The sequence below is a fragment of the Nostoc sp. 'Lobaria pulmonaria (5183) cyanobiont' genome, from assembly GCF_002949795.1.
In the GTDB taxonomy this organism is placed as follows: Bacteria; Cyanobacteriota; Cyanobacteriia; order Cyanobacteriales; family Nostocaceae; genus Nostoc.
The window spans coordinates 5,649,602-5,671,507 of the sequence record NZ_CP026692.1 but is presented as its reverse complement, the minus strand read 5'-3'; the positions used below and the strand labels follow the sequence as shown (position 1 = coordinate 5,671,507).

Sequence of the window (21,906 nt, the reverse complement as noted above, 5' to 3'; positions counted from 1 at the left end):
CTCTGCCTCTTGTACCCAATCTCCAATCCCTAATCTTGCGCGATCGCCAACACTAAACCTTAATAAATTCTTATATTAATAAAAAGCTACTACGTTCCTAATCAGTCTGAAACTTTTCCTTTATTCCTTGATTTATGTTTGTCAATACCTTCATCAGACGTCCAGTCTTGACGACGGTCTGCACGTTTATCATCTTGCTGCTGGGAAGCATCTGTATTCCGATCCTGCCGATTTCTCAGCTACCAGACCTCGCTCCGGTGCAAATCACCGTTAGCTCCAACAATATTGGTGCGGATGCTCAAACAACAGAAAGCACTGTCACCAACATTATTGAGCGACAAATTAATGGTGTTAAAGATGTATCTTATATATCTTCTAATACGGGGAATGATGGTTTTAGCAATATAACTGTCTCCTTTCCAACTAATGTCAATAGCGATATTGCTCAAGTAAACGTTCAAAATAAACAAGCACTTGCCGATCCTCAACTGCCAGATACAGTTCAACGAACAGGTGTCACTGTTGAAACGGCATCGAGCAGTCTGCTTCTCGTCTATGGGTTTTACTCAGAAAATAATGAGTATGACAACATTTTTATCAGTAACTATGTTGACCTGTATATTTTCGATCAGATCAAACGGCTTCCAGGTGTAGGAAAAGCCACAATTTTTGGGGAGCGCAAATATGCCATGCGTCTTTGGCTTGATCCCAACAAGCTTGCCCAACATCAACTAACTCCTCAAGATGTTACAGCCGCCCTGCAAGAACAAAATATTCAGGTGGGTGCAGGGGCGATTGGTAAGGAACCAGCACCAGATAATCAAAGCTTTGAATTTGCTTTACGGGCAACCAGTCGATTTAAAGATGCGGCTGAATTTGAAGATATGGTGTTGAAGGTGAGTCGAAGTGGCACTAATAGCACCACTAATGGCACCACTAATAGCACCACTAATAGCACCATTAATAGCGCTACTAATAGCACCCTAGTTAAGGTCAGAGACATCGGTCGAGTTGAACTAGGAGCAGAGAGCTATCTCGCTGATGCCAAATTCACCCTCCCAGGAAATGCTCCCAAGCCAGCTGTGGGTTTAGGTATATATCAACTTCCGGGTAGTAACGCCCTGAACGTTGCTCATGCTGTTGAAAACCAGATCAAAATATTAGAGAAGAATTTTCCACCTGGACTAAAAGCACAGGTGGCATTTGATACCACTCCATTTGTAGAAATTTCTTTAGAAGAAGTTCTGCACACTCTGGTTGAGGCGATTGTTCTGGTGGTCTTGGTAATTTTTGTCTTTTTGCAAGACTGGCGTACCACGATCATTCCCACTATTGCGATCCCCGTTTCCCTGATTGGGACGTGTGCGGCTCTGTTGGTTTTAGGATTTCAGATTAATACACTGACCTTATTTGGTTTCGTTCTGGCGATCGGGATCGTCGTCGATGATGCGATTATTGTGGTCGAGGCAGTTGCGGTCAAACTAGAGGAGGGCATGAGTCCCTTTGAGGCCGCTGTTGAAGCCATGAAGGAGTTAACTGGGGCAATCATTGCCACTTCACTTGTACTCATGGCGGTATTCATTCCAGTTGCATTCATTCCGGGCACTACTGGGATTGTCTACAAACAATTTGCGTTAACGGTTGCTTGCTCCATTGGCATCTCGACCTTCAATGCCTTAACCTTCTCTCCGAGTATGGCAGCCATCCTCATGCGTCCAGCTCAGACTCCACGGGGCCCTTTAGGTTGGTTCTTTAGGCAGTTTAATCGGGGATTTGGCTGGTTCACGCGCCGATATGTCGGGTTTGTTAGCTATCTTACCCATGTCAAGCCGATTGTTATTGGGGTTTTCATTACTGGTTTAGTAGCAACGGTTTTGATGTACAGAGCAGTACCTACCGGATTTATTCCAGAGGAAGATCAGGGTTACTTCTTTGTAATTGTCCAGGGGCCTGACGGGGTTTCTTTGAAATACACCGAATCTGTTATGGAGCGGGTTGCCAAAGAAGTCACATCGCTTCCCGAAGTTCAAGCTAGTTTTATGATCAGTGGGTTTGGTTTCGATGGCAATGCTTCTAATTTAGGCATTGCCTTTGCTAACCTGAAACCCTGGAAAGAGAGAGTTAAAGAATCTGAGTCTGTCTATGGAATACTTCAGAGGATGAACAAAAAGCTCTCTGCAATTACAGATGCTAGAGCGATCGCTGTGAATGCTCCTCCAGTTAGAGGATTGAGTACTACGGGTGGTTTTGAGTTTATCATTCAAGACAAAACCGGAAGTGCGCCGATTGAAACCCTAATTGAGAATGCTCAAAAATTGATTGGGGCGGCAAATAAAAATCCTGTTCTCCAAGGAGTCTTCACTCAGTTCACCGCAGACACTCCCCAATTTGACATTCAGGTAAACCGCAACCAAGCCAAAGCTCTCAACGTCGAACTCAACGATATCTTTGGGACTTTGCAAAGTTACTTGGGGTCGCAATATGTGAATGACTTTGTGCAGGGACAGCGACAGTATCGAGTATATGTCCAAGCAGATGGGGTGTTCCGCTCTAATCCAGATGATATTGGCAAGCTGTATGTTCGCTCTGCAAATGGTGTGATGATTCCGTTGAGTAGTTTGGTGAAAATTACTCCCTTTGTGGGGCCGAAAACCATCTCCCATTACAACTTGTACAGGTCAATCAAAGTACAGGGCGCTCCTGCTCCCGGTGCTAGTTCGGGACAGGCGATTAAAGCGATGGAGGAAATTGCAGCAGAAGTCTTACCTCAAGGATTTGGTTATGAGTGGACAGGGACTTATCTCCAAGAGAAGACATCTGGGGGAGCTACGGGATTGATTTTTGCCTTAGCGATCGTGATTGTCTTTCTGGTGCTATCGGCTCAGTATGAAAGCTACGTTGACCCGATTATTATTTTGCTGACGGTTCCTCTAGCAGTCTTGGGAGCGATGACAGCCCTTTGGCTACGATCGAATATTTTCATGGTAGGTAGCCTCTTCCCCAAAGTGGTGGATGATATCTATTGCCAGGTAGGTCTGGTAACTTTGATTGGTCTAGCTGCGAAAAACGCAATTCTAGTCGTAGAATTTGCCAATCAACTGCATGAGCAGGGCATGAGCTACACAAGGGCGGCAGTAAAAGCGGGGCAAGAACGTCTGCGACCGATCTTAATGACTTCCTTTGCAGCGCTGTTAGGATTTTTACCCTTGGTAATCTCTCAAGGGGCTGGAGCCAGCAGCCGTTGGTCTTTAGGAACAGCGCTCTTTGGAGGGCTGATGCTTTCGACGTTCTTGAGTTTGTTCTTAGTGCCAATTCTGTATATTTTGGTTAAGAGCTTGGCTCAGGCTATATTACCTCGGAAGGGATCGGGAGGTTCAAATCCTCCAGATTCTCCAAATGGAACTTCGGGATCTAGACATAAGGCTCTACCTGCTGGCTCAAGTCAGCCAGAGACGCAACTTAGGTCTCAGCAGGATGGGATAACCTAACTTTTGCCCTTAAGTCTCCTAGCAAAGTGCAGATAACCTGAGAATACTGGCCAGTGTTAGGGGACTTCTCTGAGTCCCCGCATCTTTTTTTTAGTGATTTGAACTATGCAGGTTAAAAGCGTATCAGCTTATCCACAACATTCTCTAACTCTGATACCATTTTCTGTAATTTCCTGCTTGCTAAACAAATTAGTCGAATAGAATTAAGTACTTAGATAAGGAAGAGTGAAATGGGACTTAGCGACGGACTTTTGAACCCGACCAAAAAGGCTATGGTCATAGATGATTGTTGCAACATGATCGAAGGACAGCTTGCATCCAAGTCAGGTATGAGTGGTATCGCTTTGAAAACTGCCTTTGCTGCTTTGAAGGGGGTTAAGCCAGGGTACATTCCCTATGTCGTTGAGCAGATATTACCGCAATGCTTTATAGCTCTCGATCCTATCTGGAGTCAAGGCGTAGAGAAAGGCGACCCAGTTGAATATCTGAGTGCGAATCGCTCTAATACAGCAGATGCACTACTGAGTGTTACTGATGGGAGAGTCAAGAACTCAAACCGCCAAATCGTGCGAGGAACTTATGAAAAACTTCGCGGTTCAGCCAAAAAACACGTAGAAGAAGCAGTGCCAGACTTAGCCAAAGTAATCAATAATTACACTAAGGTCTGAGCCAGATAAGTAGAGACGCGATTAATCGCGTCTTTTAGATTAATTGAGCGCGCAGCGTCTCTTCTGGAGAATCGCCTTTTTATATCACTCGATCGATTAGTTCAATTGTCTCGTCTGGTAAGGTAATGTTAATCCGGCGATGCATAATTTTTCGCTCAGTTTTGCCCATCAAATTTAATATACACATCTAAAGCAATACAGTTCAGACCCGCTCAAGAAAGTATCTAAAAATACTGCCTAACGCTTTTGCTTTCACTCATTTCTCTGGTTGTTCGACATGAAGTTAATGGAATCCACTGTCGAGCTATTTTCGTTTGCTTTAGTATCGTTACGCAAAAAAAGCGATAATGCTATAGTAGTATAGGGAATCCAGCAAAATTTCCCTAAATTTACAGCATTTGAATGTAAAATAGATACTCAAATGTCTGACTAAATAGTTGGAGAGGTGTCCGAGCGGTTCATGGTGACGCACTCGAAATGCGTTTTGGGGAAACTCAACGGGGGTTCGAATCCCCCCCTCTCCGTATTTCCTTATTCTGTAAGCATTTCAATACAGAACACATAAAAAAAGGGGTTATTATTCCCTCGCTTTAACGCTTCACAGATTTTAAAGGCTAGTTATTAGATCATTGCCCAATAAGTCTATCACTTCACTTAAATGATTTTTAGTCTTGTAGAGGTTGATTAAATTCTCTTACTGGTATTTATTAGGCACAGACACCCTTTTACTTTCAATAGAAGTATAATATTATGCTTATACTCCCTTAGTCTTTTGCCAATCTGCTAACGCAGCAATTACAAAGCTCGCTGCTGGATGGTTAAGGAATTGCTCGAAAGCAGAAACACTACCTTCTGTTAATGCACTAAGTATCCGTGCGGCTAAGGTAGGGTTACTGTCGATTTGTCTGATGGTTTCTATAGCAATCGCCTCCTTGCCTTCTTTCGTTTCAGTAGAGTATGACTTTTCTAGCTGTTCAAGGATTTTCTGAACCTCGGCAACAGCCTCAGCCAGGCTTTGTGGTTGTCCTGTGACGTAGTAATCACCTTGGATTAAATCACGCCCAATATTTTGTTTAAATTTGCCACCGCCAGTATTAATGATGAAATCACCTGCCATCATCTTTTCTCCTGATAATAAGAGTATTTGCTATATTGTAATTATTTTTACGTAGGTTGTTTTCATTGCGGTTATAAAGTTTGTTAGATGCTACTAAAAAACGGGTATTAAGGCTTGTAAAATGTTCATAAACGCGATAGTCAAAGACCTCTCACGAAGCATCGCACTGGGAATGAGAAAGCTAAGGAACCTCTCGTGGTATATATTAATCACCAAATAATCAATTTACTTTATTCAGGATTATTTGCCCAATTATTTGTAAGTTCTTTCTCTATTTCAATAATAGCTTTTCCAATTGCAAAGTATATATTACCCGAACGTTGTCTATTAGCTCGTTCCAAATAAGATACATCACTTCTTCTAATTTTATAACGCCACCATTTAAATTCCTCTTGAAATAAGTGAATAGTATATGCTTTATATATAACATCATATTCATTATTGCCAGAATATCTAAAATATTCTATAAATTCTGAACTATTATAAGTATTTATTTCTTCAATTTTATCGGGCTGAATAATCAGATTTTTTTGATATCTATCGCTATTTTGTTTATAAGATTTAGTCAATAAATCTATAAAAATTTCGTTTATTAATTCTTGGGTGCTAATATTTTCATCTACACCGAAACAGACTTTCACTTCTGGATGATTGCGTAATTCTTCAGTTAGTTCCTTTGCAAACTCAGATATTGATTCTAAGGCATCAGAGCTTTGAGTTATACTTTGTACTAAAATATCTCTAAATTGATCAAATGTCTCAATAATATTATTGGGATTGATTTCTACTTCTCTATCTCTAACAGTAATATTCTTAATATTATGACTGTTAACATCTCGTCCAACAAGATTTCCTGCGATATTTTGCTTGAAATCACCCCCTCTTGTATCAATTATTGTTTGATGATTTGATGTTGACATTGCCTGCTTTACTTGTACTAATTTAACTTGGCGTTTAAGTCTATTATGATTCTTTAAATGTAAAAATATATCCAATGAAAATCCTGAAAAAAATAGAGTTAATCCTACTATTGTACTAACAATATTTATATTGAATGTGCTATGAATTAATGCCAGCAGTAATGATATAAAAAAAGAGAAAAATGCTATAAATAATAATGAATATTTTGATTTTCTCGTCAAAACAATTATGTAACGAGTAATAGCTAGTTTATTATTGTACATTTTGCTTACTAGCATTTATACCTAAAAAATAGTAACACCATACTACAATAGCACACGTAATGTAAATCACTACTCATGTGTGATTTTAGTCAACTTAACTACTTGATATTCGTGCTAACAAGTCATCTTCTAGTCCTAGTATTTGCTGTATCTGCTGATAATTATCAACGTCCATGATTCTTCTGTGAGTCGCATATTTTAAAATTTTTCTATTTTCCTCAGTATCGTGAAAGTTACCTTCTAAAAAACTAATTCCAAAAGAACTGGACAAACAGATATTGTTTACCTTGATAGCTGGCAGGTATAATTATTTGTAAGTAAAATGAGATTAGATTTCCAGGCTTACGTAGTCAAATATTTGCCAAAAACACTAAAACATACACCGCCAACACAGATTTTTGGGATAAACTAATGCCATCGTGTAAGGAGTGAACGATGGTAGATCGCAGCTTGGGGCAAGTATTCTCATTTAGTCTTATTAGCATTTTTTTATATCTGGGTATTAGTATAGGAGTCATTATCCGGCTTGGGCAATCACAGCGATTAAACGCTGCTACTACACCTACTGAGCCTGTGCAATTTCCATTAGCTATTCCTGAACTTACGCCATCAACAACAGAACAACAAACTATTACTATTAAAGCCGTTGGAGATATTATTCCCGGCACCAATTTCCCTAACTATAGATTACCCCGCTTTCGAGATCAATTATTACCAAAGTCAGTGAGAACTCACTTGCAAGGATCTGATATCTTGTTTGGTAATTTTGAAAGTAGTCTAACTAATTATCCCTATACTGCCAAAGATATTAGTCGAGGACAAGTCTTTGCCTTTCGCTCTCCACCTGTATATGCCCAGCTTTTTGCTGAGGCTGGTTTTAATGTGTTCAATATGGCAAATAACCATGCAATGGACTTTGGACCAGTAGGGTTCAAAGATACAATGAAAAATCTTCAGGCTGTGGGCATTGCAACATTAGGTCATAAAAATCAAATTCTTTATTTAGAAGCTAACAATATCCCCGTGGCGATGATCGGGTTTTCTCCTTATGAAATGTATAATTCCATCCATAATTTAGGAGCAGCTAAAGCACTTGTGGCAGAAGCCAAAAATAAAGCCAATATTGTAGTAGTATCGATGCACGCTGGAGCGGAAGGAACGGGGGCACTACACGTTAAGAATCAAACAGAGTTTTTTTATGGAGAAAACCGAGGTAATGCGATCGCGTTTGCTCGAAACATGATTGATGCAGGAGCGGACTTAGTACTAGGACATGGGCCTCACGTTCCCAGAGCGATGGAAATTTATAAGGGAAAAATCATTGCCTATTCTTTAGGAAACTTTTTGGGATATCGGACTTTATCTACAAATGCCCAAACAGGTGACTCAATGATTTTAGAAGTCAAACTCAACTCAGCAGGAGATTTGGTATCAAGTAAAATTATTCCTGTTCGGATGGATCGGCAGGGAATTCCTCATATCGATCAAAGTTTTCAAACTGTGAGACTTATGCGTTATTTGAATAATCAAGCTTTTCCCAAGAATCCGGTGAAGATTAATAAAAAGGGGGAAGTTGTTGTACAGAATAGGCTCGATCCTCCCTAAAATAATTCGTATATTGGTAATTCGTAATTCGTAATTAGTTAGTAGGAGTCGGCGCTGTGCTGGACTCACCGCGCTGCTTCACCAAAATCCCAGATTGAAAATATAAAATTGACTAGTTATTGTCATCTTGTGGCTTTTCCTCGAACTTCTGAATATTCTGAGGTTGACTATTAGTGGGTGAATTTTGGTTTTCCAGTGTTGGTACTACCACAGCAGAAGGATCTGATTGTTTGGATTCTGTTGGTGGTGCTGGTGGTATAAGTAGAGGTTTTGATGGACTTACGGGTTGAGGGGAAGCAGGATTTTGACTAGAAGCGGGTAAGTTCTTTTGTGGGAATGGCAATGGTGTGGGGGAAGCATTTTGCTCATCTCGAAATGTCCGTAGTTTTTTCAGTAGCGAGGATGGTGTGGGTGAAACGCTAGGTGAAGGTGTGGATTGTTCGGAATTACCGCGTTGCGATTCTCTTGTAGGGCTGCTGGTAGATTCTTCTTGGGAAGAACGACGATTGCGGCGACGCTGCTTGGAATTAGAGCCAGGTCTTGTTTCCGTTCTTGAGGTAGTGTTAGTCTCTTCACCTCTCGGTGAAGATGTACGATCAAAATTAGGTGCTTTCGCGGCTGGTTCTTGAGTTGGCTGTTGAAAAGTCGGCTTGGCAGTTGGCTGCTGCTGAGATTTGGGTAATATACTCGCGATCCCAAAACCTGTTGTAGCAGCAACTAGGGCTACACCTATACCAATAAATATCTTAGACGATCCTAGCTTTTTAGCCAGTACGGTTTCCTTAGCCATGCCTGGGTTGGGCTGCGCCAACACAGATGGTCTATGAATAGAATTTTGGGCTGTTTTCCCAATTAAAGTTGCTGCTTGCTGGGCTGATAAATTGACAGTTGGCACTGCGTAAGTGGGTAAGACTTGCGATGTTCCATTCACCTCATTTCCAGGTAGCAATTGCAGCCATTCAGCAACTGTCGCTGGCCGAAAACGAGACTCTACGGCCATACCGCGCATTACCGCCTGGTTGACAGCAGCACTCAAGTGTGGTTGCAATTCGCGGGGGGAAGGCATTTGTTCGCGATCGCGCAATAATGCTGGCATGGGAACTTGGGCTGTCAACAGTGCATACAAAGTTGCTGCCAAACCATAAACATCCGTGGCGGGTGTACGCGCCGCTTGCGTCATATACTGCTCAATGGGAGAATAACCCTCCGAAACCAGACCTGTGTGAGTCTGTCTGACACCGCCATTAAATTCTCTGGCAATACCAAAATCAATCAGTACTACTTCCTGTGTTCCTTGACGAAGAATAATATTATCTGGTTTGACATCGCGGTGTAACAAACCGTTGTTGTGTACTACCTGCAACGCTGCCCCAATTTGCCGGATATAATGAATTGCTGTAACTTCAGGCAAAGTTATGCCTGGTAATACAAATGCGTCTCCCAAGGTTTCACCAGGAATGTATTCCATCACCATGTAAGGCAGTCCAGCTTCCACAAAAAAGTCACTAACTCGGACTATATTTGGGTGAATACACGTAGCTAATCGTCTGGCTTCATCTTGGAATTGGCGCTCGAATTTGGCAAAATCAGGATGTTGTCGTAGCCGTTCATTGATGGTTTTCATCACCACTTCCTGACCCAAGTAGTGATGCCTAGCTTTAAAGGTAATGCCAAAGCCACCCCGCCCTATTTCTTGAATTAGGGTATATTTTCCATCCTGCAAAATTGTGCCTGCTAACATAAAGAGTCCTGAGTCCTGAGTCCTGAGCGAGCAGATAAGTAGCGAGTCCTGAGTCTTGAGGGATTTCCCAAAAATTTTCCCATATTTTTATCGGGCAGGGTTCTTGCCTGTCTATTTTACGGGATGATTTAGTTGTTGGAATTCCTGAAGTGAGAAAGACCTCCCCATCAGCACAACAGTTTTATCTTTCTCAGATGATAACGCGGGAGTGCAGCAAGCCTAAAGCTGAAGATGGGCTAAAGCTATTTTTTGGATTTGATAAAAGTCATTTTCAGAAAAGCTATGAAAAGCCAAATTCATCAATTGAATAATCTGACACGATCTCAACAAAACTTGAGAAACCGCATTTGTGGGCAAAAAATCTAGGTTTTTATGCTGGTTCATCCTAAAAACCTAGATTTTTGATACATCTGCTAAATGTAATTTAGGTAACTCAGTAAAATTACATACTTTTATTGCTTTACAAAATTGGCAACTTGCTAGATGATGGCAAAGAAAGGGAAAATAATTAGTAAAAATCTAGTTTTTTACTCTCAGTAGTTGTGTGAAAACCCTGTAATTACAAGGCTGAAGTTGGTTTGAGTTTCTCTCATTACCTTAGCTGGAAGTAACAAAATGGCAACGCTACATACCTCACACATCTCAGAAAATTCCGCAGTTTCCATCTCCTATACTCATAGTCTAGTCTTCATCGATATGGCGGTTGAAGACTATAGCGATTTAGTCAATGGCGTACTTCCCAATAGTCAAGTGTTCGTGCTTGACTCGACACAGAACGGTGTTGAGCAAATTACGAAAATTCTGGCGAGTTGGGTAGATGCGCAACGGCTTGTCGTTAGACATCGCTTGAATTTGGCTAACATTCATATTGTGTGCCACGGTGGCCCAGGTTGCTTACAATTGGGCAATACCCATTTAGGAATTGATACCCTCGACGAATACAGCCAGCAGCTCCAACAATGGCAGAAGATATTTTCCACCTCTAGCAAAGCCGATAACCCTAGCAATTTACTTATCTATGGTTGCAATGTAGCTTTGGGTGATGCGGGGGAAGAATTTGTAGAAAAACTGCACCAACTCACAGGAGCGAATATTGCCGCTTCCCGTCAGTGGATTGGCAATGCAGCATTAGGTGGTAACTGGGAGTTAGAAGTTCGCACTGCTGATATGGAAGTAAATCTGGCGTTTGCAGAAACGACGCGAGAAGCTTACCCAGGAGTACTGGCAACGTTCACGGTGAATAATACCGGAGATACGGATGATGGGAATGCGAACAACGGCATCACCACACTCCGGGAAGCAATTAACTTAGCCAATGCTACTCCTGGGGATGATACCATTACATTTGAGGGTGTATTCACGGATAGCACCCCAGATGTTATCACCCTCACCTCTGGACAACTGACCATTACCGATGATATTACCATCTTGGGGACTGGGGCATCTAAGCTGATTGTGAGTGGCAATAATGCCTCCAGGGTGTTTGAGATATCGGGTATAGGAACAGATGCCATCATTGATGGTTTGACCGTTGCTAATGGTAATATCAATACTAATTATTACAATGGCAGCGGTATTTTAGTCGATACCAGTACTATTCTTAGGCTCACTAACAGCACTGTCTCCCGCAATACGGGAGAGGGCATCTATAACTCTGGCATCCTCAACCTAACTGGAAGCAGTGTCTCTGGTAATACAGGAAGCGGGATCATTAATAATCTTGACATTGCCTTCCTCAACCTAACGGGAAGCAGTGTCTCTAGCAATACAGGTAGCGGTATTTCCAACATTGGTGGTACAGTCAGTCTAACTAATAGCACTGTCTCTAGCAATACAGCAGAAGGCATCGGTAATGATGTTGGTGGCAGCCTTTATTCTCTTTATTCTGGTTTCGTTAGCCTCACCAATAGCAGTGTCTCTGACAATACAGCAGAAGGCATCTCTAACATAGGTAGCTTTCTTAAACTTACCAATAGCAGTGTCTCTGGCAATACGGGAGGGGGCATTTCTAACTCATACTTCTTTGATGAGAATTCTCATAGCTCAAGTTCAGCAATCTTGATTAACAGTACTGTATCTGGTAATAAGGCAGCCTCTGACGGCGGCGGCATCTATAATAACGACACCCTCTCCCTTATCAACACCACGATTACCAATAACACAGCTGACTCAAACGGCGATGGGACTGGCGACGGTGGCGGTGTTTTTAACGATGGTGGAACTATCACTGTTGGGAACACCATCATTGCAGGCAACTTCGATAAGTCCACCTTCGCAAATATCTATCCCGACGTGGCTGGAAGCTTCAGTGACTCCGGCAATAACCTGATTGGTAATAACACTGGTAGCACCGGATTGACCACCAGCACCCTCGTTGGCACCAGTGCCAGCCCCATTAACCCCAAACTTGGCCCTCTACAAAATAACGGTGGTGCAATCTTTACTGATGCTTTACTTGCCGATAGTCCTGCTATTAACGCAGGCAATAATTCTCTAGTTACTGGTAGTGTTACTACTGACCAAAGGGGCGCCGGATTCAACCGAATATCCGGCGATACAGTGGATATTGGTGCTTATGAAGTCCAGTCCACTAGCCCAGCTGTTGATACTGACACAGTAGTGACTAATATTAACGATTCAGGAGCAGGATCGTTGCGGCAGGCTATTCTCAATGCCAATGCTACTGTTGGGGCAGATATCATTACCTTCGCGGGCGTGTTCACCGATGCCACCCCAGATATCATCACCCTCACCTCTGGGAAATTAACGATTACCGATGATCTAACTATATTGGGAACTGGGGTATCTAACCTTACCATCAGCGGGAATAATGCTTCTGGCGTGTTTGAGATATCAGGTACAGGAACAGATACCAGCATTAATGACTTGAAAATTGCTAATGCTAGTGATGCCTTTGGTAGTATTCTGCTCAATAGCAATGCCAGCCTCAGCTTGACCAACAGCACTGTATCTGATAATAAGGGGTCGGTAGGCGGTATCTTTAACAGAGGTAGCCTTAGCCTGACTAACACTACTGTCTCTGATAATATTGGGTCGTCATTAGGAGGCGGCATATTTAACACTGGTAATCTTAGCCTAACCGGAAGCACTGTCTCTGGTAATTCGTCAGGTGGCTACTATGGTGGCGGCATCTTCAACAAAGGCAGTCTCAGCCTAACGGGAAGCACAGTCTTTAATAATTACCTGCCCAGCGTATTAGATTATGAACGAGGAGGACCTGGCAGTTATTTAGTAGATAGCTACGGTGGTGGCATCTTTAACACAGGCAACCTCAGCATAACGGGAAGCACAGTCTCTAACAGTAGTGCGACCTATGGCGGCGGCATTTTTAACCAAGGCACCTTTAACCTTAACAACAGTACTGTCTCTAGCAATAGCTCCTACAAAGAAGGCAACGGCATCTCTAACAAAGGCACCCTTACTCTCACTAACAGCACTATTACTAATAATTACATCAGACCAGATTATACTATTGGTGATGACGGTAAGCTGCATGAGTATTATGACGGTCAGGGTAGAAGCATTTTCAATGACTCTGATGGCACTGTCATTGTTGGCAACACTATCATTGCAGGCAACTTCGGCTTACAGGGCGATGTTTTCGGCAACTTCACCGACCTCGGCAGTAACTTGATTGGCAATAGCACTGGTAGTACTGGCTTTACTACCAGCATTCTCGTCGGCACCAGCACCAATCCCATTGATCCTAAACTCAGTCCACTGCAAAATAACGGTGGTGCAACCTTGACTCATGCATTACTTGAGAATAGTCCTGCCATTAACGCAGGCAAGAATGCTCTGATTCCAGCAGGTATTACCACTGATCAACGGGGTGATGGATTTCATAGAATATCTGAGGGTAAAGTTGATATTGGTGCCTTAGAGTTCAACGGTCTGACCGGAACCAATGGCTCTGATGATCTAATGGGCAAAAACTACAGTGATATAATTAATGCTCAAGCCGGAAACGATACCATCACAGGTAATCAAGGCAACGACATCCTCACTGGTGGTGGCGGCAAGGATAAATTTGTTTACAACTTAGGTGACGGTGTTGATGTCATCAGCGATTTTGATGGGTTAGGTAAAGGCTCAAATCCCTCGGCAGCATTCGTTAACGAATTGGATACCCTGAAATTTCAAGGTGCTGGATTGACTGCCCAAAATCTGCAACTTACCCAGAATGGTAACAATCTGGAACTCACCTTTGAAGGGGTGGCTGATGACAAAGTTATCCTGCAAAACTTTGCCCTAGAAAACCTAGACAACTTATCAACGCTGGGCAATATCCTGTTTGATAGGCAAAGCAACATTCGTGACAGCTTTGATGTCTTCAATGCCAACTCTACTCAAAACACCATCTTCAATAAAAACACAGTCACCTTTCTCAATGACCTAAACAATAATGTCAATGGCTTTGACAACTCAGCTGATGTTATTAATGGTCAGGGGGGTGATGACCGCATCGACGGTAAGAGTGGCAATGACCTACTACGTGGTGGTGCAGGTAATGATACCCTGTTTGGTGGTGCTGGTGATGATATCCTCATTGGCGGTACAGGTAACAATAGTCTCTTTGGCGGTGCTGGTAATGATATCTTATTTGCTGGTGATTATAAGGATACCCTGAGTGGCGGTAGCGGTAGTGACCAGTTCATCTACCAAGTCTCTAGCACTAATCATACGATTACTGACTTTAATCAAAGCGAGGATAAGTTAGTCCTTACTGATGTGCTTAAGGGTGACGGCTACAGTGGCAGTAATCCCATTGGTGATGGCTACCTAACGTTTGTGCAATCGGGTACTTCTACACAAGTTAATGATTATTACAATCAGACCTTGGCGACTTTGAATAATTTCACGGCTACAAATCTGCTAGTCGGTACTAACGTCATCGTCTAGCACTCAGTTCTAACCTGGAGTGAAAAACAGCTGTAGCACTGCCACGTCTCTATAAGGGTTTTGGATAACGCATAATTAATTTCTGAAGATATCTTGTGCTTGATTTTGGATTTTAGATGTCTCTAAAATCCAAAATCCAAAATCTAAAATTTTTACAGTTGCCGCACTAATGGCTGACCATCTTTGACTTCACCAATCAAAACTAAATCGACACAGTTAACGAAAATACCATTTTCCAGAACGCCGGGAATGTTATTCAATGTCTTTTCTAGGCTGACTGGATCTTCAATAGAGTCAAATCTGACATCTAAGACAAAGTTACCTTGGTCTGTGATTACTGGGCCAGCTTTTTTTACACCCATGCGGAGTTCTGGTTTGCCACCGAGTTTTTTGATGGCATTGGTTACAGGAGTAATTGCCATTGGAATCACTTCCACAGGCACAGCGAAACTTGAACCTAAGCGTTCTACTAACTTGCCACTATCTACCACGACGATGAACTGTTCTGCTAAGTAATCTACGACTTTTTCGCGGGTATGTGCTGCACCACCACCTTTAATCAAATTCTTCTGCGGATCGACTTCATCTGCGCCATCAATGGCAATATCAATGTGGTCAATAGCATCTAAGGTGGCGAGAGGGACACCGTACTGCTTCGCCAGCACTTCTGACTGAAACGAGGTAGGTATACCAATGATATCTTTGAGTTCGCCAGACTTGAGGCGATCGCCCAAAAACTGAATCGTATATGCTGTAGTTGACCCCGTACCCAACCCGACAATGGAACCCGACTTGACTAGGGCGGCGGCGGCTTTGCCAACTTCTTGCTTCATCAACTTTACGGGATCTGCTGCTGCTGTCATTCCCAAAACTCCTGAAAAACTGACTATAGTCCATAGTAGTGGGCAGATAACATCAAAAGATGAAAGGTAAAAAACAAGTTTTTGCTAATTTCTACTTCCTTAATTAGGGACTTCCAAAATAAAAAACATCCTAGTGTCCGGAACAAAGGAGATGACTGATGTAAAATAATGTATATTAATATACGAACTTAATGAAAAGCCCCCAGTACACTGCTCCTACTTTTAAGCAACTTTTCGCTGAAATTGACCCAGAAATAGCAAATACCTTCACGGTAGAGCAATTAGAAGCGATAAAAAAGGGTTTGGCCTCTCGTGCTAGGACACGTCATTCTTTAGACATAAGAGTTTCAATACCAATTCCTGGATTAAGGTTTTATCTGGTGTTGCTAGCAGGTTCAGAACGTCGCTCTCAAGTGCGTTTACGCTCTGAAAAAGGTTTATATCCTTTTTGGACTCCTGCCAATATCTTCTTCATCATAGGATTTCTAATCATTCTATCGACTTGTAGCTACACTATATTTTCTTCTGCATTGTCTTCACTTACTCCCCCATCTAGCTCCTATTACCCTACTTCAATTCCTTGGATTGACGATAAATCAGAATGTGAACACACTGGTAGAATCTGGAATCATGGGAAGTGCTGGGATACTGAACACAGTCCTAATTTTTAAAATTTATAGCCATACCCTACGTAGCTAAAGCAACATTGCCCAGCTGAAGTTCGTCACTAACTGAGTTACAGGTTATTAGAAACACCAAATTTTGCGTTAACCTCAGTAACGTAGTTTTTTAAATTCACGTTAGCAGTTAAAAGTGCTTATTATGATGCGTCAGCTTTCAATTACTCTATCTTTAATGGCACTACTACAAACCTTGCCAGCAATTGCTCAAGTACCAGAATCTACTTCTGGAATACCAGCTGATTCCATTCAACAGGTAACTGCTGTCAAATGGATGACAAACTTTCCCGATGGCAAATTTTATCCTGAAAGGTTAGTGAGTCGGGCAGAATTAGCCTCGATTATGGTAAAAGCATTTCGCTTAGATAAAAGAGAAGCTGTTACCAAAGAAAATTTAACTATTCCAGATGTTCCTCGTTCTTATTGGGCATTTAATGATATACAGATAGTCCTAAAAACTGACATCATGAAAGGCTATCGGGGCAATGAATTTTTCCCTAACCAAAAGGTGACAAGGGCAGAAGCTCTGGCTATTTTCGCCCAGGCTTATGGTGTATTTCAGTTTCCTGATGCTGCTGTGAATGAGATTCTGGCTTCACATCCAGATGAAAAATCTATCCCAGCTTGGGCTAGAAAAGCGATCGCTACAGTAGCTACTGAGGGATTTCTGAATACAGATGCTCAAGGCAATATTTCTCCATTAAAACCCGTAACCCGTGGGGATATGGCTTATGTATTGAGTAAATATTTGCAACGACAACAGCAACAACCCGAAACACCAGAAGTTCCGATGATTCCAAATAGCCCACAATCACCTTAGCTAGACTTTATCGAGCCAACGTACTCAAAATTAGTTTTGACCCGGATTTCTATACTTGTCTCGAAGTTGGCGAAGATATAAGGAATTAGACTGTGTTGGTTGCTGCAAGACATTATTCCCATAATTAGATTGTGGTGGTTGGGTCGGTTGCTGCAAGCCATAATTCCCATAATTAGATTGTGGTGGTTGGGTTGGTTGCTGCAAGCCATAATTCCCATAGGTAGATTGTGGTGGTTGGGTCGGTTGCTGCAAGCCATAATTCCCATAGGTAGATTGTGGTGGTTGGGTCGGTTGCTGCAAGCCATAATTCCCATATCCCGTAGGGTTTGTGGGTGTGGCAATGCTTTGACTAGGACTCTGGCTAGAGTAAGGTACAACATTACTTGGTGCTACATTAGGCACTACTTGACCGTTATTTAAATTGTTGTAGGCATTTTGCGGTAAGTTCGTACCCGTAGTTAATCCATTATTAGGCACTACTTGACCGTTATTTAAATTGTTGTAGGAATTTTGTGGTAAATTCGTACCCGTTGACGTGTTGCCTATCCCAGGAGTTAACCCAGTGCTTGGTAGAGAATTCTGACTGGTTAAGCTGTTGATGGGTGGCATTAGCGTTGTTCTTGGATTGGAGACTTGACCCGAAGTATTTGTCTGAGTTGCAGTAGTACCATTGAAACTAGACAATTTCTGGTTTGTCGATTGGTTAAGCTCTGTTTGCAGAGGGTTGGTAGAAAGAGAATTTTGATTATTGTTGGTTTGATTAGGGAATCCAATACTCAGGCTAGAGGATGTTTGGTCTCCTCCTGTTACTTCAGATGCCGCATTCAAGGTTTTAAGACCTAGAAACTGGTTACTACTATTAACCGTTCCAGTACGCAATAAATTGTCTGTTTGGACGACAAAAGGATTTTGAAAGGCTGGGGAGGTGTCGCCGTTAACGCCTAAATCAGGATTTGATTTGGTATTATTAGCAGACTTTTGTTTGTTACTTACGTCATCTAATGAGCCTTTGCTCTTTTTTTCCTCAGTCTTTTGTTCAGGCGCATTTGCCGTTGATGAGACAGTTGCTTGCTCAAAGTCATTAAATAAAACTGGTAGATTATCAATATCTGCTGCAATAGCTTTGTTTTCTTCTGACAGGGAGGAATCAGCAGATTTTTCTAAAACGACTGGTTTTTGTTGCTTATAAACGAAAATATCTGGGTTTGACCAGTATTCCCAGGTTGCTAGCCCAACTACAGATAAAAAAATCGCAGTTCCCCAAAAACCAGGTCGCCCTAGATTCCATAACCTGGCTTTGAGATAGCGTAAGTAGGCGGGAGGATAATGACGATTTGGCATGGGATTGGTAATTGAGATTTACTATAAATTTCTAAAATTCCCCGGAAGAGGGATTGCTGTTTGATGCTTTTACTTGCCTGGCAAGAAAATGTCTCAACTGAAGTTTGATTGTGATTTTATCGTAACTTCTCAAGAAATTATTAGTGATTATTAAGTCAAAAATTTACTATTTACGTTTTTAGACTAAACAGTTTAGTTTAACAAGTTTTGAGTATCTTAGCTGCGATCGCCCCAGTTTCCATTTTCGCTATCTTGATTTTCTACAGGAGTAGTAGAGGTGGCATCTCTGTGGTAGAAATAGTTGGCCGCTATCGATCAAAGCGATCGCCAAGTGCATTTTTTATACCTGATAAAACTTGATTTATGAATTATAACTGTACAGACGGGCTATGACGCTCTTAACTCCTTCTTTGAATTATGATATACAAACTCCCTCAACAAAAGCTGTTGAGATGGATTGCATTGTTCCTAATTGGAACATTTCTGCAATTTTTGTTTTACATCCCGACACCAGTCTTATCTCAAAATTCCAATAGCTGTAGCAATATTACAACCCCGCTCACATCTGAAGAACAAACTTATGCTCGTGCTGCTTGGCAGTATTTTGTCAAAAATTATCAGCCAGCAACGGGATTTACCAATTCTACTGGGGGTTATCCTTCAGGTACACTCTGGGATATGGGTAACTACCTGATGGCATTGAATGCTGCACGATGGTTGAATCTTACCGATCAAACAGACTTTGATTCCCGCCTCAATAAGTTTTTGACGACTCTCAACAGCCTGAAGTTATTTGAAGATGCTTTGCCCAATAAAGTCTATAACGCAGCCACGGCACAGATGGTTGATTATGGCAACAATCCACTAGAGCAGGGTATTGGTTGGTCTGCTTTGGATGTTGGGCGAATACTGGCTGCGTTTGATGTCATCCGTACCTGTCATCCTCAATATAATAATTGGCTCAAAGGAATTGTAGCGAAGTGGCAGGTGGCGCGATCGCTCAAAGATGGACAACTTTTTGGCGCTACTGTTCTCCCTGACAAGAAAACCTTACTAGTGCAAGAAGGACGACTCGGCTACGAAGAATACGGCGCTAGGGGTTATCAACTTTGGGGTTTCTCAGCACCCAAGGCTATTGCTTTAGAACCGTTTAAGTTAGTTGAAATTAATGGTGTGCAAATTCCTGTTGATAGCCGTGACTTTCAAAGCACCAACGCTAATAATTATGTTGTGAGTGAGTCTTATATCCTTGATGGAATTGAATTTGGCTTGCAAGGAGAATTGGCTGATTTTGCTGCTAGGGTTTTAGATGTGCAAAAACGGCGTTTTGATACCACAGGTCAGTTAACTGCGGTAACAGAAGATAATATCGACCAAGTACCTTATTTTCTCTACAACACCGTTTACGCCAACGGTGCAAATTGGGCAACTATTACCGATGCTAATCAGCCTTACCCACAGTTTCGCAGCATCAGCACAAAAGCTGCTTTTGGTTGGCGCTATCTGTTTCCAGATAATGCTTATGCCCAAAAAGTTTTTGATGCAGTCAAGGATCTCCGCAGTCCTGATGATAGCGGTTACTATGCTGGGATCTATGAAGAATCAAAACAACCCAATAAAGCTTTGACGGGTAATACTAATGGGTTAATTTTGGAGATTTTATACTACAAAGGTAGGGGAAATCACCCTTTAATTGCTTCTACTTCTGCAAGTGTATCTACTGGCAAGCCGAGTGAAAATGCTTCTCCAGCAACACCCTCAAATCAACCGAATTCTACTGGTAATCCCAGTGAAAATGCCTCTCCAGCAACACCTGCCAATCAACCGAATTCTACTGGCAACCCCAGTGAAAATGCCTCTCTAGCAACACCTGCAAATCTACCGAATTCTACTGTTAAGACTGCGATCGCAACCCCTGCTGATATTTCTAAACCTACAGAAGTAGCTGTTACACCTATTCCACCCGTGGATAGTCCCCAGCCATCATCTAACCTGAAACTAGATCGACCACTGACGCCTATTGAACGGCGCTATGCAGAGGCGGCTTGGCGATACTTTCAAGCAAATTACCACTCCAAAAGTGGGCTGATAGACGATCGCAGTGATTTCAAAGGTGCAACCTTGTGGGGATTGGGAGATTATCTCGCAGCACTCCACGCAGCGCGATCGCTCGATATAATTACCCCCAAAGAATTTGACCAGCGCACCCGCCATCTCTTAGCAGCCTTGACAAAGTTACCGTTATTTGCTGGGGAATTGCCGAGTCGGGGTTATGATACCAGAACTCTCCAACCAGTCGATTATGGTGGAAATCCAGTTCCACAAGGAAACGGTTGGTCAGCTTTAGATTTAGGTAGAATGCTGGCAGCGCTATACAACTTAAAAAGCTGTCATCGAGAATACACGGCTGCTGTAGATAAAATTGTGCTGGATTGGTCATACTTGCGTGTGGTGCGCGAAGGTATTCTCTCCAGTGCCACCGTTACCAAAGAGCAAGATGGGCGATCGCTCACCCGCGTTAACCCAGAAACCCGCTTGGGTTATGAGGAATATGCAGCTCGTGCTTTTCAATTATGGGGATTTAATCTCGATCGTTCTGCTGTTGGGGGTGAATATCAAACTGCCTCAGTGGAGGGATTGAAAGTCCCAATTCAACGCCATCGCACAGATACTAATTCCAAAAACCAATACACAGTTAGCAATCCTTTTGTACTCTATGCATTGGAGTTTGGATTAGATCCACAAATGCGATCGCTCTTTGAACCAATTTTTCAAGCACAAGCTGAACGTTACCGTCGCACTGGCATCTTCACAGCCTCAGCCACCACCTTGATCGATCGTAAACCTTACACTCTCCACAGTACAATTACTGGACAAGGGAAGTCTTGGTTAGCTTTAGGAGATGACGGTAAACCTGTACCAAAGGGGCGATTGGTAAGTACAGCAGTAGCTTTTGCCTATAATGCCCTGCTTCCAGAAAATAAGTATAGTCAACAGTTACTGCAAGGAACCACTGACTTATATAATCCATTAGTTGGATTTTATGAGGGCTTCTATGAAACCACAGGCAAAACAGCAGTTGGTTTTACCAGCAGCACCAACAGTATGATTTTGCAATCCTTGCTATACAATTTGACAAATCGACAACCTTTAATTCGTCCGATTACCACTATGAACTCTCTTTGGTGGCAGACAGTTACTAAGGGAGATTCTGGGCGAGGTCTACCAAACAGCGCCACACAACAAACCAAGTTAACTTCTGATAGTTCTGGAAGTTACTGGGTTTCAGATAGTGAAAATACTCACCTAGTAACTGGCATAAAATAACATAACCAAAATCCTGATTTTCAGGTAGGGGCAATTCATGAACTTTTGTGTCAACTTCAGGTTAGATAAAGCGTTCTAGGGTTGCCCTCATCCCCTAACCCCTTCTCCCAACATGGGAGAAGGGGAAATAGAGAATTTGCTCCCCTCTC

The 21,906-nt window shown here is 42.3% G+C and carries 12 protein-coding genes and 1 tRNA gene; 8 read left to right on the top strand and 5 right to left on the bottom strand.

Features of this window, described 5'->3' with window-relative positions; translation table 11 throughout:
• The first annotated feature begins 134 nt into the window (after nucleotides 1-134).
• The 3 genes from NLP_RS25165 to NLP_RS25155 all read left to right on the top strand — a co-directional run bounded on the left by NLP_RS25165 (nucleotide 135) and on the right by NLP_RS25155 (nucleotide 4,680).
• Nucleotides 135-3,488: an efflux RND transporter permease subunit gene (locus NLP_RS25165; RefSeq protein ID WP_104908709.1), complete on the top strand. Its 3,354-nt coding sequence runs from the start codon at nucleotides 135-137 to the stop codon at nucleotides 3,486-3,488.
• Between the two features lie 230 nt (nucleotides 3,489-3,718).
• Entirely contained in the window at nucleotides 3,719-4,156 is a 438-nt protein-coding gene (locus NLP_RS25160; protein WP_104908708.1) for a DUF6918 family protein, read from the top strand.
• 439 nt (nucleotides 4,157-4,595) lie between these two features.
• Nucleotides 4,596-4,680: transfer RNA gene (locus NLP_RS25155), tRNA-Ser, on the top strand.
• 230 nt (nucleotides 4,681-4,910) lie between these two features.
• Here NLP_RS25155 and NLP_RS25150 read toward each other — a convergent pair.
• The gene (locus NLP_RS25150) at nucleotides 4,911-5,276 is read right to left on the bottom strand and encodes a hypothetical protein (protein WP_234017057.1); all 366 of its coding nucleotides are present in this window, start codon (nucleotides 5,274-5,276) and stop codon (nucleotides 4,911-4,913) included.
• 227 nt (nucleotides 5,277-5,503) lie between these two features.
• Nucleotides 5,504-6,457 (bottom strand): hypothetical protein, encoded by a 954-nt coding sequence (locus tag NLP_RS25145; RefSeq protein WP_104908706.1) that lies wholly within the window; start codon nucleotides 6,455-6,457, stop codon nucleotides 5,504-5,506.
• Nucleotides 6,458-6,892: 435 nt separating this feature from the next.
• Between NLP_RS25145 and NLP_RS25140 the strand changes: the two genes are divergently transcribed.
• Entirely contained in the window at nucleotides 6,893-8,062 is a 1,170-nt protein-coding gene (locus NLP_RS25140; RefSeq protein WP_104908705.1) for a CapA family protein, read from the top strand.
• 112 nt (nucleotides 8,063-8,174) lie between these two features.
• Here NLP_RS25140 and NLP_RS25135 read toward each other — a convergent pair whose 3' ends face one another.
• Nucleotides 8,175-9,803, bottom strand: a complete 1,629-nt coding sequence (locus NLP_RS25135) for a serine/threonine protein kinase (protein ID WP_104908704.1) — start codon at nucleotides 9,801-9,803, stop codon at nucleotides 8,175-8,177.
• 615 nt (nucleotides 9,804-10,418) lie between these two features.
• On the opposite strand from NLP_RS25135, the gene NLP_RS25130 reads away from it, so the two are divergent.
• Nucleotides 10,419-14,726: a DUF4347 domain-containing protein gene (locus tag NLP_RS25130; RefSeq protein WP_104908703.1), complete on the top strand. Its 4,308-nt coding sequence runs from the start codon at nucleotides 10,419-10,421 to the stop codon at nucleotides 14,724-14,726.
• 152 nt (nucleotides 14,727-14,878) lie between these two features.
• Here the strand turns inward: NLP_RS25130 and rpiA are convergent, their stop codons facing one another.
• Nucleotides 14,879-15,589 carry a ribose-5-phosphate isomerase RpiA gene (rpiA, locus tag NLP_RS25125; protein ID WP_104908702.1) on the bottom strand — a complete coding sequence of 237 codons (711 nt, stop codon included), beginning with the start codon at nucleotides 15,587-15,589 and terminating at the stop codon, nucleotides 14,879-14,881.
• 191 nt (nucleotides 15,590-15,780) lie between these two features.
• Between rpiA and NLP_RS25120 the strand changes: the two genes are divergently transcribed.
• Both NLP_RS25120 and NLP_RS25115 read left to right on the top strand, forming a co-directional pair.
• Nucleotides 15,781-16,260, top strand: a complete 480-nt coding sequence (locus tag NLP_RS25120; RefSeq protein WP_104908701.1) for a hypothetical protein — start codon at nucleotides 15,781-15,783, stop codon at nucleotides 16,258-16,260.
• Nucleotides 16,261-16,414: 154 nt separating this feature from the next.
• Complete coding sequence (locus NLP_RS25115; protein WP_104910031.1) at nucleotides 16,415-17,089, top strand: S-layer homology domain-containing protein; 675 nt, start codon at nucleotides 16,415-16,417, stop codon at nucleotides 17,087-17,089.
• A 30-nt stretch (nucleotides 17,090-17,119) separates the two neighbouring features.
• Here the strand turns inward: NLP_RS25115 and NLP_RS25110 are convergent, their stop codons facing one another.
• Entirely contained in the window at nucleotides 17,120-18,430 is a 1,311-nt protein-coding gene (locus NLP_RS25110; protein WP_104908700.1) for a hypothetical protein, read from the bottom strand.
• A gap of 417 nt (nucleotides 18,431-18,847) precedes the next feature.
• Between NLP_RS25110 and NLP_RS25105 the strand changes: the two genes are divergently transcribed.
• The gene (locus NLP_RS25105) at nucleotides 18,848-21,757 is read left to right on the top strand and encodes a DUF3131 domain-containing protein (protein ID WP_104908699.1); all 2,910 of its coding nucleotides are present in this window, start codon (nucleotides 18,848-18,850) and stop codon (nucleotides 21,755-21,757) included.
• Nucleotides 21,758-21,906 lie beyond the last annotated feature (149 nt).

Excerpts from the sequence above, each read along its gene's own strand:
- NLP_RS25165 (WP_104908709.1), top strand. The coding sequence starts at position 135 with ATGTTTGTCAATACCTTCATCAGACGTCCAGTCTTGACGACGGTCTGC.
- NLP_RS25160 (WP_104908708.1), top strand. The coding sequence starts at position 3,719 with ATGGGACTTAGCGACGGACTTTTGAACCCGACCAAAAAGGCTATGGTC.
- NLP_RS25150 (WP_234017057.1), bottom strand. The coding sequence starts at position 5,276 with ATGATGGCAGGTGATTTCATCATTAATACTGGCGGTGGCAAATTTAAA.
- NLP_RS25145 (WP_104908706.1), bottom strand. The coding sequence starts at position 6,457 with ATGTACAATAATAAACTAGCTATTACTCGTTACATAATTGTTTTGACG.
- NLP_RS25140 (WP_104908705.1), top strand. The coding sequence starts at position 6,893 with ATGGTAGATCGCAGCTTGGGGCAAGTATTCTCATTTAGTCTTATTAGC.
- NLP_RS25135 (WP_104908704.1), bottom strand. The coding sequence starts at position 9,803 with ATGTTAGCAGGCACAATTTTGCAGGATGGAAAATATACCCTAATTCAA.
- NLP_RS25130 (WP_104908703.1), top strand. The coding sequence starts at position 10,419 with ATGGCAACGCTACATACCTCACACATCTCAGAAAATTCCGCAGTTTCC.
- rpiA (WP_104908702.1), bottom strand. The coding sequence starts at position 15,589 with ATGACAGCAGCAGCAGATCCCGTAAAGTTGATGAAGCAAGAAGTTGGC.
- NLP_RS25120 (WP_104908701.1), top strand. The coding sequence starts at position 15,781 with ATGAAAAGCCCCCAGTACACTGCTCCTACTTTTAAGCAACTTTTCGCT.
- NLP_RS25115 (WP_104910031.1), top strand. The coding sequence starts at position 16,415 with ATGCGTCAGCTTTCAATTACTCTATCTTTAATGGCACTACTACAAACC.
- NLP_RS25110 (WP_104908700.1), bottom strand. The coding sequence starts at position 18,430 with ATGCCAAATCGTCATTATCCTCCCGCCTACTTACGCTATCTCAAAGCC.
- NLP_RS25105 (WP_104908699.1), top strand. The coding sequence starts at position 18,848 with ATGATATACAAACTCCCTCAACAAAAGCTGTTGAGATGGATTGCATTG.